We start from the raw sequence: 19,485 nt of genomic DNA on the forward strand, positions 1-19,485 counted from the left end.
TGTTAATTGTTAATGACTACTGCCTTCTGACCACTGTCCACTGCCTTCTGACCACTGACTACTGATCACTAAGCATTAGTTTCATCATTTCTTGATAGTCCATGGTGTTACCCTTGGATAGGATGAGTAATCTGAAACGATCCCCATTCTTACGGCTAAGTCCTCCATGCTTTTCAAACCAATGATAGGTATCCTCGGCAAGAATCTCCGAATATTGGTAAGCATAGTAGCCTGCAGCATAACCACCTCCGAAGATATGGGAGAAGTATAAGGAGCGATAGCGCAGAGGAACTTCCTTGGGGAATCGCTTGGTAGCTGATACTTCAAAAGGAGCAACTTCTGTTATCTGGCTATCTGCTGCAAGGGTATGCCACTTCATATCTAAGTAAGCAGAGGCTAGAACTTCACAGAATCTATATCCATGGTTGAAGTCTCTGGAGTTCTTGATTTTCTCTATAAGAGCCTCACTAATCATCTCTTGTGTTTGGTAATGGCGTGCATAGTGGGGGAGTACCTCCTCGTGTAGTGCCCAATACTCATTGAACTGCGAGGGAAATTCTACAAAGTCTCTTGCCACAGCGGTTCCTGCAAGGGTAGCATATTGCTGTTCAGCAAAGAAAGCATGTAGCGCATGGCCAAACTCATGGAAGAGCGTTTCTACTTCACTGTAAGAGAGTAGGCAGGGAAGTGCCTTAGTGGGAGGGGTATAGTTACATACATTATAAATCACAGGCTTTTGTCCAAAGAGTTTGGATGGAGTTACAAGCTCGCTCATCCAAGCACCACCACGCTTGCTCTCACGTGTATAGAAATCTCCATAGTAGAGTCCCAAAGGGCTACCATCTGCTTCAAAAAGTTCATAAACAACTACATCGGGGTGATATACAGGCAGGTCGGTACGTCTTTGGAAAGTAATTCCATAGAGGCAAGTGGCTGCATAGAAAACGCCTTTTTCCAGTACATTGAAGAGTTCAAAATAAGGTTTCAGCTCATTTTCGTCTAAGTCATATTGGCTTTTGCGCACCTTTTCGGTATAGTAGTCCCAGTTGTATGGGGCTATATCCTCTCGTTGGGCAATGGTCTTAAGGGTTTCAAGTTCCTTCTGTACCTTTTCTAAGGTAAGAGGAATCCATTTTTCAAAGAAGTCCATCACGGTCTCAGGTGTCTTGGCCACACTCTTTTGCAAAGACCATTCAGCATAGTTTTTATAGCCCAATAGGATGGCTTTTTGCTGTCTCAAGGAGATAATTTTCAGAACAATAGGTTCTGTTGCGTAGGAGCCTTGGCTCGCCCTATGCCATGAATGCTCGAAGAGTTGGCGACGAGTATCTTCGTTTTCTAGCTGGGAGAGCAGAGGTTGTTGAGTGGTATTGGTAAGCGCAATTTTCCAACTGCCGTCGGGCTGCTTAAGGGCTTGTTTTTCTTGAGGAGAAAGTCCAGCAAGGGCTTCTTCTTGAGTAATGATAAGGGCGGCTTCCTTGCGTGCTTGTAGGGTATTGTAATTGAAGTCATTCTCCAAGGTAGCCAATTGGCTATTGAGTTGCTTGAGTGTTGCTTTCCCTTCTGGAGAAAGGTTCGCCCCACGAAGTACAAAGAGATCGTAATAATGTTCCAAGAGCTTGAGGGACTCTGCATCTAGGTTCAAAGAAATACGTGTTTGGTAGAGTGACTTTATACGTTCAAATAGCTTGTCATTGAGGTAGATACTATCCTCATGAGCCGCCAATAGGGGGAGTATTTCCTTTTCTGTTTGCTGGAGAGTCTCATTGGTATGTGCTCCTGCAAGAGCAAAGAAAAGGTTGCTTACCCTAAGGAGTGCCTCTCCGCTTTTCTCTAAGGCAAGGATAGTATTGGCAAAGCTCACAGGAGAGGAATCTTCTGTTATAGTAGTGATGGCCACCTGTTGTTGTGACATCGCCTCAAGTAGTGCAGGGGCAAAATCCTCACTCTTTATTTGTGAGAAATCAGGCGCCTGATGAGCAAGCGTACTCTTTTGTAATAACATAGTGTTCAGTTGTTAGTGTTTAGTGATTAGTTGTTAGTAGCAAATTATCACATTATCTCATTGGCAAATTATCACATTGTCTCATTGACACATTGTCTCATTGACACATTGGCAAATTGTCAAATTATCTCATTGACACATTGGCAAATTAGTTGTATCTTTGCGCTTTATTTAGAAAAAATGAATACTGCTTTAGTAGAGACATTTTCCGATAGCTTAGTTATTATCCCTACCTATAATGAGATAGAGAATATAGAGAGCATCATACGAGTAACCCTCTTGCAGGCGCATCATTTTGATGTACTCATAGTAGATGATAATTCTCCTGATGGTACAGCACAAAGAGTCAAGCAATTACAACAAGAGTTCCCTGACAGATTGTTTCTTGCTGAGCGTACAGAGAAAACAGGACTTGGTACTGCCTATATACATGGATTTCTCTGGGGGCTTAGGAGTGAAAAGAGGTACAGCTATTTCTTTGAAATGGATGCCGACTTTTCTCACAATCCTTCTGACCTCATACGCCTATACAGAACTTGTAAGGAGCAACATGCCGATATGGCTATTGGCTCTCGCTATGTCAAGGGGGTCAATGTAGTCAATTGGCCACTTAGGCGTATTTTGCTTTCCTATGGTGCTTCTTTCTATGTAAAACTCATTACGGGAATGAGGGTACAAGATCCCACAGCAGGCTTTATCTGTTATCGGCGAAAGGTCTTAGAGAGTATCGACTTTGACAAGATAAAATTCGTAGGCTATGCCTTCCAAATAGAGATGAAATACAAAGCCTACGTAAAGAAATTTCGCCTTTCAGAGGTCTCTATCGTCTTCACCGACCGCGTACGAGGCAAATCCAAAATGAACACCTCCATTATCCGTGAGGCCATCTTTGGGGTCATCGCTATGCGAGTGAGACAGCTTTTTAGTTCTTAGCAACTAGCAACTAATCACTAAGAACTAGCCACTACGTTAATATGCCTTAGCGAAAAGCACTCTTCCTTTAGAAGGCTTGCCTGAATAGATACAGATACCTGCTTCTTCTTTTTGATCTAAGGGAATACAACGAATGGTTGCTTGGGTCTCTTCCTTGATTTTGGCTTCTGTTTCAGGAGTGCCATCCCAGTGAGCAGAGAGGAACCCTCCCTTGCTTTCCAAGACTTCCTTGAACTGCTCATAGCTATTTACTTCAGTGATATGGCTATCACGGTAGGCTAAAGCTCTTTCGTATATATTCTCTTGTATATCCTTGAGGAGTTTCTCTATATGAGAGACTATTGTCTCTCCTGATACACTTTCTTTGGTAAGGGTATCACGGCGTGCAACCTCGTAGGTATTATTTTCCAAATCACGTTGTCCTACTGCCAAGCGTACAGGTACTCCTTTGAGTTCGTATTCATGGAACTTGAACCCAGGTTTCTGTGTGTCATCATCGTCAAATTTTACGGTGATATTACGTTCTTTCAGCGCCTGCATAAGAGGAGTTATTCTTTGGCGAATAGCCTGTAATTGCTCTTCTCCCTTATATATAGGTACAATCACTACTTGTATAGGAGCTAACAGAGGAGGAAGTACCAAACCATTATCATCGCTATGACTCATGATAAGGGCGCCCATAAGTCGGGTAGAAACACCCCAAGAGCTTGCCCATACGTATTCAAGAGCTCCTTCTTTGGTGGCATATTTTACTTCAAAAGCCTTGGCAAAATTCTGTCCTAAGAAGTGGGAAGTACCAGCTTGTAAGGCTTTTCCATCCTGCATAAGCGCTTCTATACAATAAGTATCATCGGCACCGGCAAAGCGCTCAGTTTCGGTCTTTCTACCTCTCACTACAGGTACACCCATATATTGCTCTACGAAAGTAGCATACACTTCATTCATCTTCTGTGCTTCTTCTATAGCTTCCTCACGGGTAGCGTGGGCAGTATGTCCTTCTTGCCAAAGGAACTCAGCAGTACGAAGGAACAGACGTGTACGCATCTCCCATCGCACTACATTTGCCCATTGGTTGATAAGAATAGGCAGGTCGCGATAGGATTGTATCCAATTCTTATAGGTATTCCAAATAATGGCCTCACTGGTAGGGCGTACAATAAGCTCTTCCTCCAATTTGGCTTCAGGATCTACCATGAGTTTGCCCTTTTGGTTAGGGTCAGTTTTAAGGCGATAATGGGTAACCACAGCACATTCCTTAGCAAAGCCTTCGGCATTTTTCTCTTCTGCTTCAAAATAGCTTTTAGGAACGAAAATAGGGAAATAGGCATTCTGATGACCTGTATCCTTGAACATTTTGTCTAAAATATCTCGCATACGCTCCCAAATGGCATAGCCATAGGGCTTGATAACCATACAGCCGCGCACTCCTGAACTCTCAGCAAGCCCAGCTTTTACAACGAGTTCATTATACCACTTGGAATAATCTTCGGCTCTTGATGTTAAATTTTTACTCATACTAAAATCTTTGGCACAAAAATTGTACTTTGTGTGCAAAAGTACAAAATAATTTTGGAAAAGTACTCCTTTTGCAGAGGGGAATTTTACAAAATAAATGAAAGTACTGATAATCAACAAACTAAATAATATCGTTATGAAAAAGACAGCAATAATCCATGCAGCAGGTGCTTTTACAGCACTGATAGGGCTTAGTTCTTGTGGCGCATACTCAGGAATGGGCTATGATGATGGTATCTATGGCGATGAGGCACCACAACCCGTATATCATAGAGAGGCGCCACGTTATGAGAGAAATTATGAGCAAAGTGGTAGCTATCGCGAACACCTCAACCAGAAAATAGCAGGGTATAAGGACTTCGAACAACAAGTACAGCGTCCTGCTCCTTCCTATACCCCTATGACTAATGTAGATAATTATCGCTCAGAAGGGCAGCAAAATACAACCTCTTACAATACCTATGGAGGATGGGGGGACAATGCACCTCCTTCTTCTGTGAATATATACAATAACTACACAGGTACTTCACCTTACTATTGGGGATCAGGTGCTTGGGGAGGTTATTATTCCTCTTCCTACTACTATCCACGTTCTCGCTGGAGCATAGGCTTCTCGGTAGGTACTTATGATCCATACTGGAGCTGGCGCTACTATGATAGTTATTACTACCCTTATTACGGATACAACTACTACTATCCTTATTATGGATATAACTATTACTATCCTTACTATGGGTATAATTACTATTATCCATATTATGGGTATAACTACTATTATTATCCTTCTTATCGCTACAATAGCGAAAATAATTACTATTACTACCAAGACCCTTATGGAAATACCTCTCGTAAGTATTCTCCAACCTATGGTAGAAGAGGGGATGATACTAGCCGTTATGAAAATTATAATTACCAAAATGGTAGTACCTCCCGTTCTTATGGAAATAGTAACTATGATAATTCTTCTCGTTCTTATGAAGATAATAGAACTCGTAGTTATGATTATTCCTCAAGAAGTTATAATAGTAATAGTTATAACAATAGTAATTATAATAATTCCTATGATAACTCCTCTCGTTCTTATGATAGTTCCTCTCGCTCCTATCAAGGAAGTTCGGGCAATGAAAATAGTGGGGGAGGAAGCGGTACAACAAGAAGAAGTTATTAATTACTAACTAATAAAGAAAAAGAAATGAAAAAAAATATAATTACAATAGGTTTCTGTTTGGCAAGTTCTTTTATTTTTGCCCAAAACCTTACTGATGGGCTGCGCTATTCTATGGAAGGGCTTAATGGAACTTCCCGATTCAATGCCATGAGTGGAGCCTTTAGTTCCTTAGGGGGAGATCTCTCGGCTGTGGCACTGAACCCAGCAGGAACTTCCATTTTTACAAGAAGTGAAATGAGTCTTACATTGGCAGGAGTTAATTCCAAAAATGATGCTAATGGACGATCAACCATTTCTTCCGATTTCCTATTGAGTCAATTTGGGGTTGCCTTCCCTATTACAATAGGAGAGGAAGGGTGGAAAAATATCGCTTTTGCTTTTAACTATCAGAAGACCCATAATTTTGATGCCAATGATTTAAATTATACTTATAGAAATAATGGAGCTAATCTCGGAGACTTTTTTCTTGATAAAGCCAATGGAATCATGCAGCAAGATTTAATGTTAGATGTTTATAAGAATAAAAGAAAAGTTGGAAGGGATAACTTATATGAATTGTATAGTAGGATGGGGAAATTAAAGGAACCTGAAAAATTCCGAAATGCACTTTTAGGTTATACAACTGGATTAGTAAATCCTGCAAGTGGTAAGAGAGAACTAATACCTTCTATGTCTGATTCTGAAGCAGATGCTGTGTTAGAAGAGCGAAAATATAAAAAAAACATATCTGATGGTATAACTACTATACAGAATGTAGAACAATATACCGAAGGAGGGGTTAATAAATATAATTTTAACTTTGCAGGGCGCTATGATTTTATTTCTTTTGGGATCAATCTTAACTCCCATAGTGTAGATTATCGAGTAGTAAATAAGTATAGAGAAAACTATGTAAATAATACTGCTTCAGATATTCGTTCTGCCCTATATCAAAGTGAAGTCAGAACTGTAGGAAGTGGTTTTTCTCTCCAGTTAGGAGCTATAGCCGAGGTAGCTACGGGTCTACGTATAGGTCTTACCTATGCTTCGCCTACTTGGTATACCTTACAGGATGAGATGTCTCAATCACTATCAACAACTACTCAAAGTAATGGTACTTTTTTCGCCAATCCTAATGTAGTAGCTGTTTATGAAAAATATTATTTCCGTACCCCAGGTTCTTGGACTGTAGGTGCTAGTTGGGTGTGGAATAAGCAGTTAATTCTTAGTGCTGACTATATGTACAAAGGTTATGGAAATATGCGTTTCCGTTCTGGATTAGAATCAGAAAATGCTATTATCCAAAATACTTTAGGTGATACCAATTCCCTACGTTTTGGTGCTGAATACCGCTTGCCTTTGAGTAAGACAAATCATTTATTCTTTAGAGGAGGGTACAGGTATGAGCAAAGCCCTTACAAGACAGAGTATAAACCTATAGGTGATCTCACAGGCTTTTCTACAGGACTTGGGGTAAGTTTTGGTAGTATGCGTTTTGACCTTTCTTATGATAGAGCAACTCGTGCTTACCATCCACAGATATTTGAAAGTGTTCTTACAGACACCCCACAGGTGGATAACACCTTGCAAAATATACTCTTGAGCTTTTCTCTAAAGCTATAAGAGCTGGTTTAATTTAGTTTGTTTTCATTTTAAGTGAAATGGGAGGCTCCACAAAGCCTCCCATTTCTTTTATTCTTAATAGCCCTAAAAAGGTGGTACCTAACATTAATAGTCCTTGACAATTAACAATTAATCATTGACAATTGATTTTATTCTTTTCCTCCGAAGGCTTTTACATCCTTTATAGTTACTTCTCCTTCAGAGAGAATTAATAGGCGTTCTACCACATTTCTTAGTTCTCGAACATTTCCACTCCAGTCGTATTGTTGGAGTTGTTCTATAGCTTTGGGTTGGAATTGCTTACTGATACCTTGTTCCTGACAAATATGCTTAGTGAAATGCTCTACTAACAGCGGTATGTCGTCCCTACGTTCATTTAGTGAAGGAACTTCCAAAAGGATTACCGCTAGGCGGTGGTATAAGTCCTCTCTGAATCGTCCTTGAGTAATCTCCTGTTTTAGATCCTTATTAGTAGCGGCAATTACACGTACATCTACTGCAATGTCTTTTTCACTACCTACCTTAGTAATTTTTTTCTCTTGTAGGGCACGTAATACCTTGGCTTGAGCAGAAAGGCTCATATCCCCAATCTCATCTAAGAAAATAGTTCCCTTATCCGCTGCCTCGAACTTACCTACACGGTCTTTCACAGCGGAGGTAAAGGATCCTTTGATGTGTCCAAATAGTTCACTTTCGATAAGTTCCGATGGGATAGCAGCGCAATTAACCTCTATCATGGGTTGTGCGGCACGCTCACTGCCTTGGTGTAAGGCTCGGGCTACAAGTTCCTTTCCAGAACCATTAGGTCCTGTGATGAGTACTCGCACATCGGTAGGAGCAACCTTATCAATCATATCTTTGATTTTTTGTATGGCAGCACTCTTACCTATCATAGGTGAGTTTTGATAGGATTTTTTACTGGTTTTAACCTCTCCCTTGTTGGTTTTTTCTTCAGGGGCGGAGGTTAGGGCATTACGAACAGTGGTAAGCAATCGATTCAGGTCGGGTGGTTTGGCTATGTAATCAAAGGCACCCATTTTCATGGCTTGTACAGCAGTTTCTAAGTCACCATGTCCTGAAATCATCACTATACGCAAGGTAGGTTTGAGCGCTTTAGCTTCCAGAAGTACCTCTAATCCATCCTTTTTGGGCATTTTGATATCGCAGAGTACTAAGTCGTAGTCTGTCTTATCTATCATATCCATGGCCTCCTGCCCATTGGTAGCTTCTTCTATCTGATAGCTTTTGTCCTCTTCGCTGAGGATACTACCCAGCACACGCCGTATAGATGCCTCATCTTCAACTAATAGTATTTTAGGCATGGCTTATCTGTTTTATTTTACATCTATTACCAAGGGAAGTACATACTCAGTGGTAACATTCACTTGGTTTTTCTTGGCTGGAGTGAGTACAAACTCAAACCCTGCAGTCTTATCTTTTAGGATTTTCTCCAAGTCGGGAAGTAATTCTAAGGTATTACTAGAGGCTTCTATATCCTTTATACTGAGAACCCCTTCGCTATTTACCACAAGGGTTACTTTTATGGTATCGTTGAGGGCATCGCCTATGGCCAATTTTTGGCTGTTGAGAGCATCTTGGTAAGCCTTTGAAAGCCTATCAGTAAAGCATTTGAGCTTTTCGTCCTTGGTGGTGATACTCTCACATTCTTTAAAGGAAGGATACTCATCTACTTCATTGCCCAATTCAGCCAAACGCTTATCAACCTCTTGCTTTTCTACTTCTTCTTGGGTAATTTCTTCTCCTTCGGGCTTGCTCTCTTGGCAAGCATATAGGCTCATACAAAGTATGGAAAGTAATATTTTTTTCATTTGGTTATTTTTTTGGGTGTAAAAATACAATTTATTCTCTAATGATAGAAATATTCTAAAAGATTTAACTAAAAGTCTATACCTTCTGAATTATCTGTGTTGCCTCCTTCTTGCTGGGTACTATTGGAGATGCTTTCAGGATCTCCCATGGAGAATCCATTACCACATTCTAGGTCTATGACAGAATTTTCAAAGATTTTGTCTCCTGGATGGATCTCTTTTCCTTTGTGAAAAACTCTTAGTACGGCATCCTTGCTTATATCATTGACATAGGTTATCTTACCTATCTTAAGACTAAGAGAGGCAAGGTTGGGGCGTGCCTCCTTTAGGGGACGTCGGATAATCTTTGGCAGTTCTACCTTCCTGTAATTGGTAGGATTGATTGTAAGATATATTTTGCGATCTTTCTTTACTTTTTCGTTTGCCTCTGGGTTTTGTTTCATGATTGTGTAAGGAGGGTAGTCCTTGTTATAGGCAGTGGAGTCCCTTACTTCGTAACGTAGGTGACTTTTATCCAAAAGTTCTTGGGCTTTGCTAAGAGAAACATGCTCAAGGTCAGGGACTACGACAAATTCCCCATGTCTTGTAAAACCGTCTAAGGACAACAAGACAGCATATATCCCTCCGAAAAGAAGAAATAGTGCCAAAAATACTTGCAATCCCCAAAAGCGTATATTCTTGTTTTGGAATATCTGTGATAGGATAGTTTTTATATTCATAAGACAATATTTTATTAGTTTATTTATTAGAGTTATTTTAGAAGAGTATCCAATAGTTCGCGTACCTTATCACTATTCCAACGGGTATTCCCAAAGCCCTGTGCTACGACTTTATTCGTTTTATCTATGATATAGCCCGAAGGGATTTTCTCAGGATCAAAGGGCATCTTCACCTCTTGGATAAGGTAGGTGACCTTGAAGGTGAACTTTCTGTCTTTTTGTTTTTGTTCTACAGGTTCAGGTAGCTCATTGGTAATAATATAGAAGTCTACCTTGTCATGATAGTCTTTGTAGAGCTTGTCTATACCTATAAGGTCAGCTATACTCATTGCTCGCCAAGAGGAAAAGAAATAAACAAACTTAACCTTTCCTTCTGATCGGGTGAAAGAGAATTGCTTATTATCTCTGTCTTTCAGCGTCCAATCAGGGTCTATGCTATATTGTTTTTCCTGTGGTAGTATCTCTACTTGTGAGGAGAAAATCCGTTGCAGGAGTATCTTTGATTCATAACCTAAGTTAGTGGTAAAGAACGAAATAATAAGTGCTAAGACTAACAAATTCAGTACTGTACGTTTTTTCATAGGAAAGTATGGTCTTTTCTTGGGGCAAAGGTACATAAAAAAATGTGATTTTCCTCCAAGATGTTAATCTTTTATCTCTATTTGCTTGGCTAAGGGGTGCGTACGTAAGTAGTGTTCTATCAGATGTGCCATTTCCGAGTTGTGTGTCATAGGAGTTAGGTGTTTTTCAAGGATAGGTTTGGATAGCTGATAGTTCAGAGCGACAAAGGCATACCCCTTAAGCCTGCCATCTTCTATTAGGATAACACTTTTCTCATGTACGGTACGCCCTTTGTCCATGATAACAAAGGTTCTACCTGTGAGGGTATAGTGTGCAAGAGCTTCCTGCACACGCTGATTATAGCTCTCTACCTCTTCATCCCCCATACAAGCGCCTGCACACTTTCCGATAGAATGATTATAGCAGTAGGTACGTGCTTGAGAAAAGCCATTGAGCTTGGTACATAACCCGTAACGTTCAGTCATCTCAAAAAGTAGGTTTAGTCCCTCTTCCTTGCTTTCAAAGATGGCTAAAGGTTCCTTAGCGCCCGCTCTTAGAACAACAGACAAGCAGAGATATCCCTTCTTGTTCTTATGGCAGACTAGAGCAAAGGGGTAGGTTTTCTTCTTTTTTCTATATTTACGGAGTGACGATTGTACTTGAAGCTCTTCTGTTTCCTTGAGGGTAGCAATAAGTAGGGTGCCAGTAAGCTCATACATAACCTTCCCCACCTGTTTTTGTAGGAAAAGATCACGTTTCCCCTCTGAGGTAAAGTGTTCATTGACACGCTTATATATATTCTTACTTTTGGAGAGGAAAAGCAGTTTTCCCGATTTGTCATATAGGTAATATATTCCCAATTGGTTAGGCAGACCATCCAAGAGGGATAGTAAGTGGATGGGTAGGGTAGTGAGGTTTTGCTTGACGAACTCACTTAAGGCAATCTTTTGAGTATCCTTTTCCAAAAGGAGTTTGAAAAGATGTACCGTAGCCATTGCATCACCATTGGCTCTATGTCGATCGGACAGAGGAATGCCCAATGAGCGGGAGAGCTTTCCTAAGCTGTAGGAAGGCTCATCGGGAAGTAGGCGCTGGGACATCTCCACCGTGCATATTGTATTACGCTGGTATTCAAACCCTAATCGTCGAAACTCTAAGCACAATATACGATAATCAAACGAAGCATTGTGGGCAACCAAGATACATCCTTCGGTGATTTCAACGATCCGCTTGGCTACTTCATAGAATTTGGGAGCTTGGCGAACCATTTTGTTGGAAATACCCGTAAGGCGTACTACGAAGTCATCTATCTTTCTCTCGGGATTGATAAGAGAGATAAATCGGTCGGTAACTTCCCTACCATCAAAGCGGTAAATAGCTATCTCCGTAATGGCTTCCTCACCCATCTTTCCTCCAGTGGTTTCTATATCTAAAATGGCGTACAAATCTACTTTTTTTAGTGGGCAAAGGTAGCAATTTTAGCTATTTTCACAAAAAGAAAAACAGTTTATTTTTGCCTCGAAGAGGTTGCATGATTCCCATAAAATAAAAATATGAAAAAAAGTATCATTATATGATAAAAAAATAGTACCTTTGTAGCTTTAAAAACGCTGTTTATGTTAATTAAAATACTTGATAAAGAGTTCCGCCCTTATATTTCAAGAGAAAGGCTTGCTCAAGAGATAACAAGGCTTGCCCAAGAGGTGGAGCAGCAGATGCAAGGAAAGAGACCCCTTTTCATTTCCATACTCAATGGTTCCTTCATGTTTGCTTCGGATTTTATCCGTGCTTATCAGGGTGAGTGCGAAATCTCCTTTGTACGCTTTTCCTCTTATCAAGGAATGGAAACCACTCATCAGGTAAAACAACTCTTAGGACTTCCCTTAGATATAGCTGGTCGTGATGTGGTAGTGATAGAAGATATTGTGGATACAGGTAATACCTTGGAGGAGATTTATAACCTCTTTGCCGATAAGCAGGTGGCTTCCTTACGTATTGTTACCCTCTTCTTCAAGCCCGAAGCCTATAAGAAAGACTTGCCTATACACCATATAGGTTTCTCTATTCCCAATCGCTTTATCGTAGGATATGGATTGGACTATGATGAGTTAGGGCGAAATCTACCAGAAATATATCAATTAAATATAGAAAATATGAAGAATTTGGTTTTGTTTGGCAAACCAGGAGCAGGGAAGGGGACACAAGCAGCTTTCCTAAAAGAAAAATATGGATTGGTACATATCTCCACAGGCGATTTGTTCCGTCATCACTTGAAAAATGGTACAGAGTTGGGGGTATTAGCTCAATCTTATATGGATAAGGGGGCTCTTGTTCCTGATGAGGTAACAATCAAGATCCTTCAAGAAGAGATAGAAAAGAATCCCAATGCTGCAGGATTCATCTTTGATGGCTTCCCACGTACTATAGCCCAAGCCGAAGCGCTAGATGCTTTCTTGGCCTCTAAACAAATGAATATCAGTGCGACTTTAGCCCTCGATGCAGATGATGAAGAACTTATCAAAAGACTTGTAGAGCGTGGCAAAGTAAGTGGGCGCTCTGATGACCAAGACGAAGGCAAGATCCGCAATCGCTTTGTAGAATACAACCAAAAAACCGCTCCACTGATTGACTTTTATAAAAAACAAGGCAAATATCACCCTATCAATGGTATAGGCTCTATTGAGGAAATCACCCAGCGCCTCTCCAAAGTGATAGATGTGTTGTAAGAAACACCTATATAGAAAGCAAATCTCTAACCTTGATGGTTAGAGATTTTTTTATTGCGTTGTGGTATAATTTTTTGTATATTTGTCCCCATAGATAAGTTATTCCCTCCACAGAAACTAATGAAAACTCTTGCCAAAGGGTACCTTATGAGAGATAACATTAAACGTAAAGATTAGTTTTATGAAATATTATGCAATAAAGAATTATAGTGAACATATCACGGAAGAGAATTTCATGTTAGAAATGATGGATCTTAATGATAATCGTTGGTTAATCAATTATGGAATGCAATTAGATGCATCTTTTGATTATATTAGTTTTAAAATGTATGGAGAAGAAAAATTATTCTTTGATCAAGATATTATCACGCCTTATTTTGGGATTTACTTGTTGAGCGAAAGATTCCAGGACGTTATTTTGCAAAACTCTAAGATAAGTGAGGGGATACAATTGTTGCCCTTTAAGCTATTTAATACCAATGATGAAGAGATAAAACATAATTATAAGATTATCAACTTCCTACAAACAGAAGAATGTATTGATTGGGACAAATCATACTTTAAGATAAGAGATGAAGCGAAGAAGAGTTATGTTTTTCTTAATGCCATTTATGATCCTTTGAAAATAGCTACACTTACCAAGGATTGTATATGTGTGGATAGTGAAAAGAGTATTTTTGTTTCTGAAGAAATAAAGAAGGAATGGCAGAAAATGAATTTGAATTGTCTTACTTTTTCTTTAGTAAGGTAATTCAACGCAACATATCTTGATAAATTTAATAATAAGCATCAATTTGTAAATAAATATGTTATCATACTTGAAAGAAAAATATCACTTAGACAAGGTTTCTGCAAACTACCTTAAGTCTGAAAAAAGCTATATAAGGCTATATCGAAATAAAGTAGTAGAGGTGATATTTTTTAAAGAGGATATTGATACTTTAGATGATTTGTTGCCCTTTGCAGATACATTAAAAAAAATAGCTTTTCGTAATTGTAATTTGTCTGACTTAAGTAGTTTAAAATTTTTTAAACAACTTATAAGATTGGGATTTAGAAATTGTCATTTTTCTAATACGGGCATATTTGAAAATTTCCCTAATTTTCCAAATTTGAAAGGATTAGGAATTGACGGAAGGGAAATAACTCATTTTAATATTTTTAGTAATTCAATTAAGTCTTTAAGTATTACAGAAACATCAGTAACAACTTTAGCAAATGTAAACATTCCCAACTTAAAAGATTTATCGATGACACGTAATCCTATCAAAGCAATAGATACTTCTTTTCCTAAATTAAAAGAATTATATATTACTGCAGGAAATTTTGATCTCTATTCATTGAAATACACCCCGAATTTACGAGACCTTTATGCGTATGATTGCATAAAAAATCAAAGTTTCGATGGAGCTGCTGTTTGTACTAAATTAAAATATTTGCAGTTGTATGGAGAACCTTTTACAAATTTTTTACCTTTTGTAAAATTAAATTCTCTTGAAATTTTAGATTTGCAAGAAAGTGAAATAGAGAGTCTTGAGGGATTAGAACAGATGCACAATTTAAAAGTACTTGAGCTATTTGGAAATCCAATAGAGAAAATAGATAGTATAAAACCTATTCAGCATTTAAAGAAATTTGGTATTGAAAGACATAAAGTCTCTCCTTATATGAGAAGACAAATGACAAAAAATGACATTATATATTGTTGGATATAATACGCTTTACAAAATTGGTTAGTAATGTATCAGATGTGTTGTTAAAACCTCAACAACCTACCAAGCAGTACAATGTAAAAAGATAAAGCTTGATTGATAGAGTGCAAGCAACAAGAGGCGTGCCAGCGGGGAATTTTAAAGAAACGAGAATAACCCTAAACGATTACATAAAATAGAATGTAAAAATTAGTTTATGAAATATTATAGAATACGTACAGATTGGGATTCTAAAACAACAGGAAGAAGAAATGGAGGATGCGCTGTTGAACAGAATAAAAATTCTTTCACAGATAAAAGAGTGGAGAAAAATTTTAAAGAATTTTTTATAGCCAATATAAAAAATATTGAGCGAACTCGTTGGGGAAGTTATGTTATTTATGAACCTCCTCAGGATTTTGATCTTACTTATTTTCCTAAAACGAAAAGTATCAAGGAATTGGATATTATGAATTATAGTGAACAACTATTTGAAATTCCATTTTTAATAAGTGAGAGAGCTTATAAAATTCTTGCTAAATATAGGCTTCCCATTCACAACAAGATACCTGCAAGAATAGCAACTTTTTCGCAAGACTATTTTTTAGTAGGCTTTCCTACTCTTTTGGCTAATATGTATGACTTTAAAAAATCTGTTTTTTGCAGATATGAAAAAGGTCCAAGAGTTATGTTTGAGAATGTAGATGATTATGAAAACGCTGAATATGATAGACATATGGCAGATCCTGTATCCATTTTTTTAAATATTAAGATGGAATATGATGTGATAGATACAAGGCACGGACTATTTCTTTCTCAACCACTTATAGAAGAATTACAAAAAGAAATGGTTACAGGTTATATTATAAAAGAAGGTATTTTAGAGAATTAAGGGATGTATCATGTATATTGTTAAAGTTTCAATACAAAATACAAAAGAACCAAAGTTTTATTTTTCCCTTTACCCACTTAGAGATAAGCATTTTAAAGCCTATAATGCGCTCTAAATAGCGTAAAGAGATACCTTAGGCACCCCCACTCAAGCCTTTAATGCCGAAGGCGTGCTTATTTGGAAGCGGGAGTTAGATATCTATGGTAAAGTACGTTTCTTAAAAGGAGAAGAAGATTTTATCCCCTTCCGCTATCAAGGACAATACTACGATAAAGAAACGCAACTCTGTTACAACCGCTTTAGATACTACTCACCCGAAACCGGTTTATATATCTCTCAAGACCCCATAGGTCTTGCTGGCAACAACCCCAACTTCTATGCCTATGTGTTTGATAGCAACATACAAGTGGATGTGTTTGGGTTATCTCCAACTAATCCTGTAGATAGGGCTTTTCTTAAAAAAATTCTAGGAGAACATAAAAATAAAGGAGGAGCTTATATGTTTAGAGTCCTTAAAGAAGGGAAGGAAAAATGGTATGTTGGAAAAGCAAACAATCTATATAGAAGATTGCTTCAACATCTACAAAAAGGAAAACTTGAAAGTAAATTTCTTGAAAGTATAAATGTTATAGTAATCATCAATGGTGTAGTAAAAGATTTTTTCAAAGCAGAGGCTAATGTAATAAAAAGAATTTGGAGGTATAAAAAATCTTGCAAATGAGATTAATAGCCCTATATGTAAAACTTAAAAAGAATAAAATAAAGAATTTATGGAAACATATATAGAAGAGAAAGAAATTCACGGAAAAATATACAGATACACTCCTTTAATTAAAAGTCTCAAGGATATAAGTAAAGAATTTTTAGTGAAGAATCAGATTAATAGCTGGGTAGTTAATGATATAGATGAAGAAGAACTAGCACTACTTGCCCAACTTCCCTTTTTAGAAAAGATTTCTTTTATAGGGAAATATTATGATGATCTTTCTATACTTAACAAACTGCCTAATATAGAAAATATAAGTATAGAAGGGAAAATAGGAACTGAAATTCCTTTTGAGTATATGACAAAGGTACGAGATATTTTGTTGAATTATGACAAAAAAACTTGTAAGAAATTCTTTACGCTCTGTAATTTAGAATATATTCGATTATATCATTACACAGAGAACACAACTGTACCATTTGAGGTATTTACCAAGGTAAAAGACTTAAAAATTTCTTTTTGTAGATTTACTGAATTTAAAGTTATTGAGGGAATGAAAGCTATTGAGTTATTTAGTATGAGTTATAATCCTAAAATAACCGATATTAGTTGGATAGATAAAGCTCTTACAAGTTTAAAAATTTTGGCACTTAAGAATTGTAAAAAAATCACCAACTGGGATAGGATAAGCAATCTCTCTTATTTGGAGCAAATATATATAGAAAATTGTGGAGATATCCCTTCTTTAGATTTTCTTTTAGAATTGCCAAATCTAAAAATAGTATATATCATTGGAGATACTAATATAAAAGACCATCGTATCAAGCATATTTTAGATAAAGAAAGTGTGCAAGAACTGCATATTTCTATGAATAAGAATTATGATATTACTTTTGAAGATATAAGAGAAAAGAGTGGGTAATGTGTCGTTAAAATCATAGCATTACACCCCCGAAACGAGCTTGTATATCTCCCAAGATCCTATAGGGCTGGCGGGGAATAACCCTAATTTCTATGCGGATGTGTTTGATAGCAACATACAAGTGGATGTCTTTGGGTTGGATTGTAACACTATAGAGAAAGTTAGAGAATTAGTAGATAAAATACCTGATGAAGATAAAGCAATATTCAAATGTAAGGATTTTGCAGAAAAATTGAAAAGTTTGATGAAAGAAGCTGGAATAACAGGTAAGCATATTCAAATTCAAAATGTAATAGCCCCTAATATAATATCAAAAAAGAATGGAATTATAGGTAAAAATAAGTTTCATGAAGCAATCGAAATTGATAGTATAGTTTTTGATAATTTAGAAACAAAAGGAGTAAAATTGGATGATTGGTTGGATGATATAGATTTTCATTTTAACAATAAGTATAAAACACAATATATTAATATTTTAGAATGGTGAAAATAACAAGTTATACAAAACGGGAATACATTGATTATAGCTTATCTGAGTTAATAGAACTTTTAAAAGCTAAAAGTATTATGTTTTTTGGAGAAGAAGAAAAATTCGATAATTTGTATTTTTTTATAATTGGTTTTCTTTTTCATAAAAATACTTCAGGAAAAAATGTAGAAGAAAAATTCTTATTTTTTGACGAATGGTTATATATTAAATATGATTTAAAAATAAGGGATAATTGGAGAAATATTTATAATGATTTATTTACAGATGAATCTGAAAAAATAAATACATTCTATAAAGATTATCAAGAATTTAATAAAATAGAAAGGTAATGGTAACATCTCAAATGTATTGTTAAAACCATAGTACTACTCACCCGAAACTGGTTTATATATCTCTCAAGACTCCATAGGTCTTGCAGGCAACAACCCCAACTTCTATGCGGATGTGTTTGATAGTAATGTGCAGGTAGATGTTTTTGGGTTGGATATTCATCATCTTATACCTAATGCCGTTTTTAGAAATAATAGAGAATTATTTAAAAGTATAAAAGGATATATACAAAAAGTTTCAAAAAAAGCACAAGATAAAACAAATCTATTGGATTTAGATAAACCTTTCCATGGGAATCATCCAAAATATAATGATTATGTTGAAGAAGAGATAAATAATTTAAAAAAAGGAGGATTAACATTAGAAAAGATAAAAACCTTACAAGATAATCTTAGAAATCATATTAAAAATGCTTTAGATAACTTTGAAAGGACAGGGATGAATCTAAATGATTACTTTAAGAATGGATTACATAAAATAGAATGTAAAAATTAGTTTATGAAATATTATAGAATACGTACAGATTGGGATTCTAAAACAACAGGAAGAAGAAATGGAGGATGCGCTGTTGAACAGAATAAAAATTCTTTCACAGATAAAAGAGTGGAGAAAAATTTTAAAGAATTTTTTATAGCCAATATAAAAAATATTGAGCGAACTCGTTGGGGAAGTTATGCTATTTATGAACCTCCTCAGGATTTTGATCTTACCTATTTCCCTAAAACGAAAAGTGTCAAGGAATTGGATTTTATGACTTATCGTGTTAGACTAATAGGAATTGAATTTTTAATTAGTGAAAGAGTCTACAATATTTTCTCTAAATATAAGTTGCCTCTTCACAACAAAATCCCTGTAAAAATAAATACTTTTTCGCAGAATTATTTTTTAATAGGCTTCCCCACATTACTTGCGGATACTTTTGATTTTAGCAAATCTATTTTCTTTGACTATAGAACTGGTAAAAAAGTAATTTTTGAAAATGTTTATGATTTTGAAAACACTGATTATAATAGACATATGGCTACACCTATTCATTTGTTTCTAAATACTAAAATGGATTATGATATAATAGATACAAGAGTAGGAATATTCTTATCCTCTACTATTATAGAGGAATTTAAAAAAGAAATGATTACGGGCTATGAGATAAAAGAAGGTATCTTGGAAAATTAATATTAGTAATGTATAAGACGTGTTGTTAAAGTTACAACAACCTACCAAGCAGTATAATGTAAAAAAATAAAGCCTAATTGTAGGAGGTATGAGTAAAATGCTTGCGGTAGGGGGAATAAAAACCTAAATGATTATCCTCAAAAATATAGAATATCTAAATTAGTGAAATATGAAATATTATAGAATACGTACAGATTGGGATTCTAAAACAACAGGAAGAAGA

The 19,485-nt window shown here is 36.7% G+C and carries 20 protein-coding genes; 13 read left to right on the top strand and 7 right to left on the bottom strand.

Features of this window, described 5'->3' with window-relative positions:
- Positions 1 to 58 precede the first annotated feature (58 nt).
- Positions 59 to 2,005 carry a M3 family metallopeptidase gene (locus tag Q0625_RS11880; RefSeq protein WP_298827584.1) on the bottom strand — a complete coding sequence of 649 codons (1,947 nt, stop codon included), beginning with the start codon at positions 2,003 to 2,005 and terminating at the stop codon, positions 59 to 61.
- A 180-nt stretch (positions 2,006 to 2,185) separates the two neighbouring features.
- Between Q0625_RS11880 and Q0625_RS11885 the strand changes: the two genes are divergently transcribed.
- Positions 2,186 to 2,938: a polyprenol monophosphomannose synthase gene (locus tag Q0625_RS11885; RefSeq protein WP_298827587.1), complete on the top strand. Its 753-nt coding sequence runs from the start codon at positions 2,186 to 2,188 to the stop codon at positions 2,936 to 2,938.
- 36 nt (positions 2,939 to 2,974) lie between these two features.
- Here Q0625_RS11885 and proS read toward each other — a convergent pair whose 3' ends face one another.
- Positions 2,975 to 4,453, bottom strand: coding sequence for a proline--tRNA ligase (gene proS / locus Q0625_RS11890; RefSeq protein WP_298827590.1), 1,479 nt, complete (start codon positions 4,451 to 4,453; stop codon positions 2,975 to 2,977).
- A gap of 136 nt (positions 4,454 to 4,589) precedes the next feature.
- Here proS and Q0625_RS11895 point away from each other — a divergent pair, with 136 nt between their 5' ends.
- Positions 4,590 to 5,621 (top strand): hypothetical protein, encoded by a 1,032-nt coding sequence (locus Q0625_RS11895; protein ID WP_298827593.1) that lies wholly within the window; start codon positions 4,590 to 4,592, stop codon positions 5,619 to 5,621.
- 24 nt (positions 5,622 to 5,645) lie between these two features.
- Positions 5,646 to 7,223 (top strand): outer membrane protein transport protein, encoded by a 1,578-nt coding sequence (locus tag Q0625_RS11900; RefSeq protein ID WP_298827596.1) that lies wholly within the window; start codon positions 5,646 to 5,648, stop codon positions 7,221 to 7,223.
- Positions 7,224 to 7,372: 149 nt separating this feature from the next.
- Here Q0625_RS11900 and Q0625_RS11905 read toward each other — a convergent pair whose 3' ends face one another.
- The 5 genes from Q0625_RS11905 to Q0625_RS11925 form a co-directional block, all read right to left on the bottom strand.
- Complete coding sequence (locus tag Q0625_RS11905; protein WP_298827599.1) at positions 7,373 to 8,545, bottom strand: sigma-54 dependent transcriptional regulator; 1,173 nt, start codon at positions 8,543 to 8,545, stop codon at positions 7,373 to 7,375.
- Positions 8,546 to 8,557: 12 nt separating this feature from the next.
- Positions 8,558 to 9,052, bottom strand: coding sequence for a hypothetical protein (locus Q0625_RS11910; protein ID WP_298827602.1), 495 nt, complete (start codon positions 9,050 to 9,052; stop codon positions 8,558 to 8,560).
- Positions 9,053 to 9,120: 68 nt separating this feature from the next.
- Entirely contained in the window at positions 9,121 to 9,771 is a 651-nt protein-coding gene (locus Q0625_RS11915) for a PASTA domain-containing protein (protein ID WP_298827603.1), read from the bottom strand.
- A gap of 32 nt (positions 9,772 to 9,803) precedes the next feature.
- Entirely contained in the window at positions 9,804 to 10,352 is a 549-nt protein-coding gene (locus Q0625_RS11920) for a redoxin domain-containing protein (RefSeq protein ID WP_298827605.1), read from the bottom strand.
- 63 nt (positions 10,353 to 10,415) lie between these two features.
- Positions 10,416 to 11,777 (bottom strand): 3'-5' exonuclease family protein, encoded by a 1,362-nt coding sequence (locus Q0625_RS11925; RefSeq protein WP_298827607.1) that lies wholly within the window; start codon positions 11,775 to 11,777, stop codon positions 10,416 to 10,418.
- A 171-nt stretch (positions 11,778 to 11,948) separates the two neighbouring features.
- Here Q0625_RS11925 and Q0625_RS11930 point away from each other — a divergent pair, with 171 nt between their 5' ends.
- The 10 genes from Q0625_RS11930 (at position 11,949) to Q0625_RS11975 (ending at position 19,262) form a co-directional block, all read left to right on the top strand.
- Positions 11,949 to 13,058 carry an adenylate kinase gene (locus tag Q0625_RS11930; protein ID WP_298827608.1) on the top strand — a complete coding sequence of 370 codons (1,110 nt, stop codon included), beginning with the start codon at positions 11,949 to 11,951 and terminating at the stop codon, positions 13,056 to 13,058.
- Between the two features lie 181 nt (positions 13,059 to 13,239).
- Positions 13,240 to 13,809 (top strand): hypothetical protein, encoded by a 570-nt coding sequence (locus tag Q0625_RS11935; protein ID WP_298827610.1) that lies wholly within the window; start codon positions 13,240 to 13,242, stop codon positions 13,807 to 13,809.
- A 67-nt stretch (positions 13,810 to 13,876) separates the two neighbouring features.
- Positions 13,877 to 14,773, top strand: coding sequence for a leucine-rich repeat domain-containing protein (locus tag Q0625_RS11940; RefSeq protein WP_298827612.1), 897 nt, complete (start codon positions 13,877 to 13,879; stop codon positions 14,771 to 14,773).
- A 193-nt stretch (positions 14,774 to 14,966) separates the two neighbouring features.
- Complete coding sequence (locus Q0625_RS11945; RefSeq protein WP_298827614.1) at positions 14,967 to 15,641, top strand: hypothetical protein; 675 nt, start codon at positions 14,967 to 14,969, stop codon at positions 15,639 to 15,641.
- Positions 15,642 to 15,810: 169 nt separating this feature from the next.
- Positions 15,811 to 16,362, top strand: a complete 552-nt coding sequence (locus tag Q0625_RS11950) for an RHS repeat-associated core domain-containing protein (RefSeq protein WP_298827617.1) — start codon at positions 15,811 to 15,813, stop codon at positions 16,360 to 16,362.
- A gap of 49 nt (positions 16,363 to 16,411) precedes the next feature.
- Positions 16,412 to 17,269: a hypothetical protein gene (locus tag Q0625_RS11955; protein WP_298827619.1), complete on the top strand. Its 858-nt coding sequence runs from the start codon at positions 16,412 to 16,414 to the stop codon at positions 17,267 to 17,269.
- A 40-nt stretch (positions 17,270 to 17,309) separates the two neighbouring features.
- Positions 17,310 to 17,756 (top strand): papain fold toxin domain-containing protein, encoded by a 447-nt coding sequence (locus tag Q0625_RS11960; protein ID WP_298827622.1) that lies wholly within the window; start codon positions 17,310 to 17,312, stop codon positions 17,754 to 17,756.
- A complete protein-coding gene (locus Q0625_RS11965; RefSeq protein WP_009411958.1) occupies positions 17,750 to 18,088 on the top strand; it encodes a hypothetical protein in 339 nt (112 codons plus the stop codon). Before Q0625_RS11960 ends, Q0625_RS11965 begins: the two co-directional genes overlap by 7 nt.
- Before the next feature lie 115 nt (positions 18,089 to 18,203).
- The gene (locus Q0625_RS11970) at positions 18,204 to 18,584 is read left to right on the top strand and encodes an AHH domain-containing protein (RefSeq protein ID WP_298827627.1); all 381 of its coding nucleotides are present in this window, start codon (positions 18,204 to 18,206) and stop codon (positions 18,582 to 18,584) included.
- A 3-nt stretch (positions 18,585 to 18,587) separates the two neighbouring features.
- The gene (locus tag Q0625_RS11975; protein WP_298827629.1) at positions 18,588 to 19,262 is read left to right on the top strand and encodes a hypothetical protein; all 675 of its coding nucleotides are present in this window, start codon (positions 18,588 to 18,590) and stop codon (positions 19,260 to 19,262) included.
- The last annotated feature ends 223 nt before the right edge of the window (positions 19,263 to 19,485 follow it).

Source organism: uncultured Capnocytophaga sp. (assembly GCF_938029845.1).
GTDB lineage: Bacteria > Bacteroidota > Bacteroidia > Flavobacteriales > Flavobacteriaceae > Capnocytophaga.

Coding starts and splice junctions, on each gene's coding strand:
- Q0625_RS11965 (WP_009411958.1), top strand. CDS start 17,750: ATGGTGAAAATAACAAGTTATACAAAACGGGAATACATTGATTATAGC.
- Q0625_RS11975 (WP_298827629.1), top strand. CDS start 18,588: ATGAAATATTATAGAATACGTACAGATTGGGATTCTAAAACAACAGGA.
- Q0625_RS11935 (WP_298827610.1), top strand. CDS start 13,240: ATGAAATATTATGCAATAAAGAATTATAGTGAACATATCACGGAAGAG.
- Q0625_RS11930 (WP_298827608.1), top strand. CDS start 11,949: ATGTTAATTAAAATACTTGATAAAGAGTTCCGCCCTTATATTTCAAGA.
- proS (WP_298827590.1), bottom strand. CDS start 4,453: ATGAGTAAAAATTTAACATCAAGAGCCGAAGATTATTCCAAGTGGTAT.
- Q0625_RS11955 (WP_298827619.1), top strand. CDS start 16,412: ATGGAAACATATATAGAAGAGAAAGAAATTCACGGAAAAATATACAGA.
- Q0625_RS11905 (WP_298827599.1), bottom strand. CDS start 8,545: ATGCCTAAAATACTATTAGTTGAAGATGAGGCATCTATACGGCGTGTG.
- Q0625_RS11915 (WP_298827603.1), bottom strand. CDS start 9,771: ATGAATATAAAAACTATCCTATCACAGATATTCCAAAACAAGAATATA.
- Q0625_RS11920 (WP_298827605.1), bottom strand. CDS start 10,352: ATGAAAAAACGTACAGTACTGAATTTGTTAGTCTTAGCACTTATTATT.
- Q0625_RS11880 (WP_298827584.1), bottom strand. CDS start 2,005: ATGTTATTACAAAAGAGTACGCTTGCTCATCAGGCGCCTGATTTCTCA.
- Q0625_RS11895 (WP_298827593.1), top strand. CDS start 4,590: ATGAAAAAGACAGCAATAATCCATGCAGCAGGTGCTTTTACAGCACTG.
- Q0625_RS11900 (WP_298827596.1), top strand. CDS start 5,646: ATGAAAAAAAATATAATTACAATAGGTTTCTGTTTGGCAAGTTCTTTT.
- Q0625_RS11885 (WP_298827587.1), top strand. CDS start 2,186: ATGAATACTGCTTTAGTAGAGACATTTTCCGATAGCTTAGTTATTATC.
- Q0625_RS11910 (WP_298827602.1), bottom strand. CDS start 9,052: ATGAAAAAAATATTACTTTCCATACTTTGTATGAGCCTATATGCTTGC.
- Q0625_RS11945 (WP_298827614.1), top strand. CDS start 14,967: ATGAAATATTATAGAATACGTACAGATTGGGATTCTAAAACAACAGGA.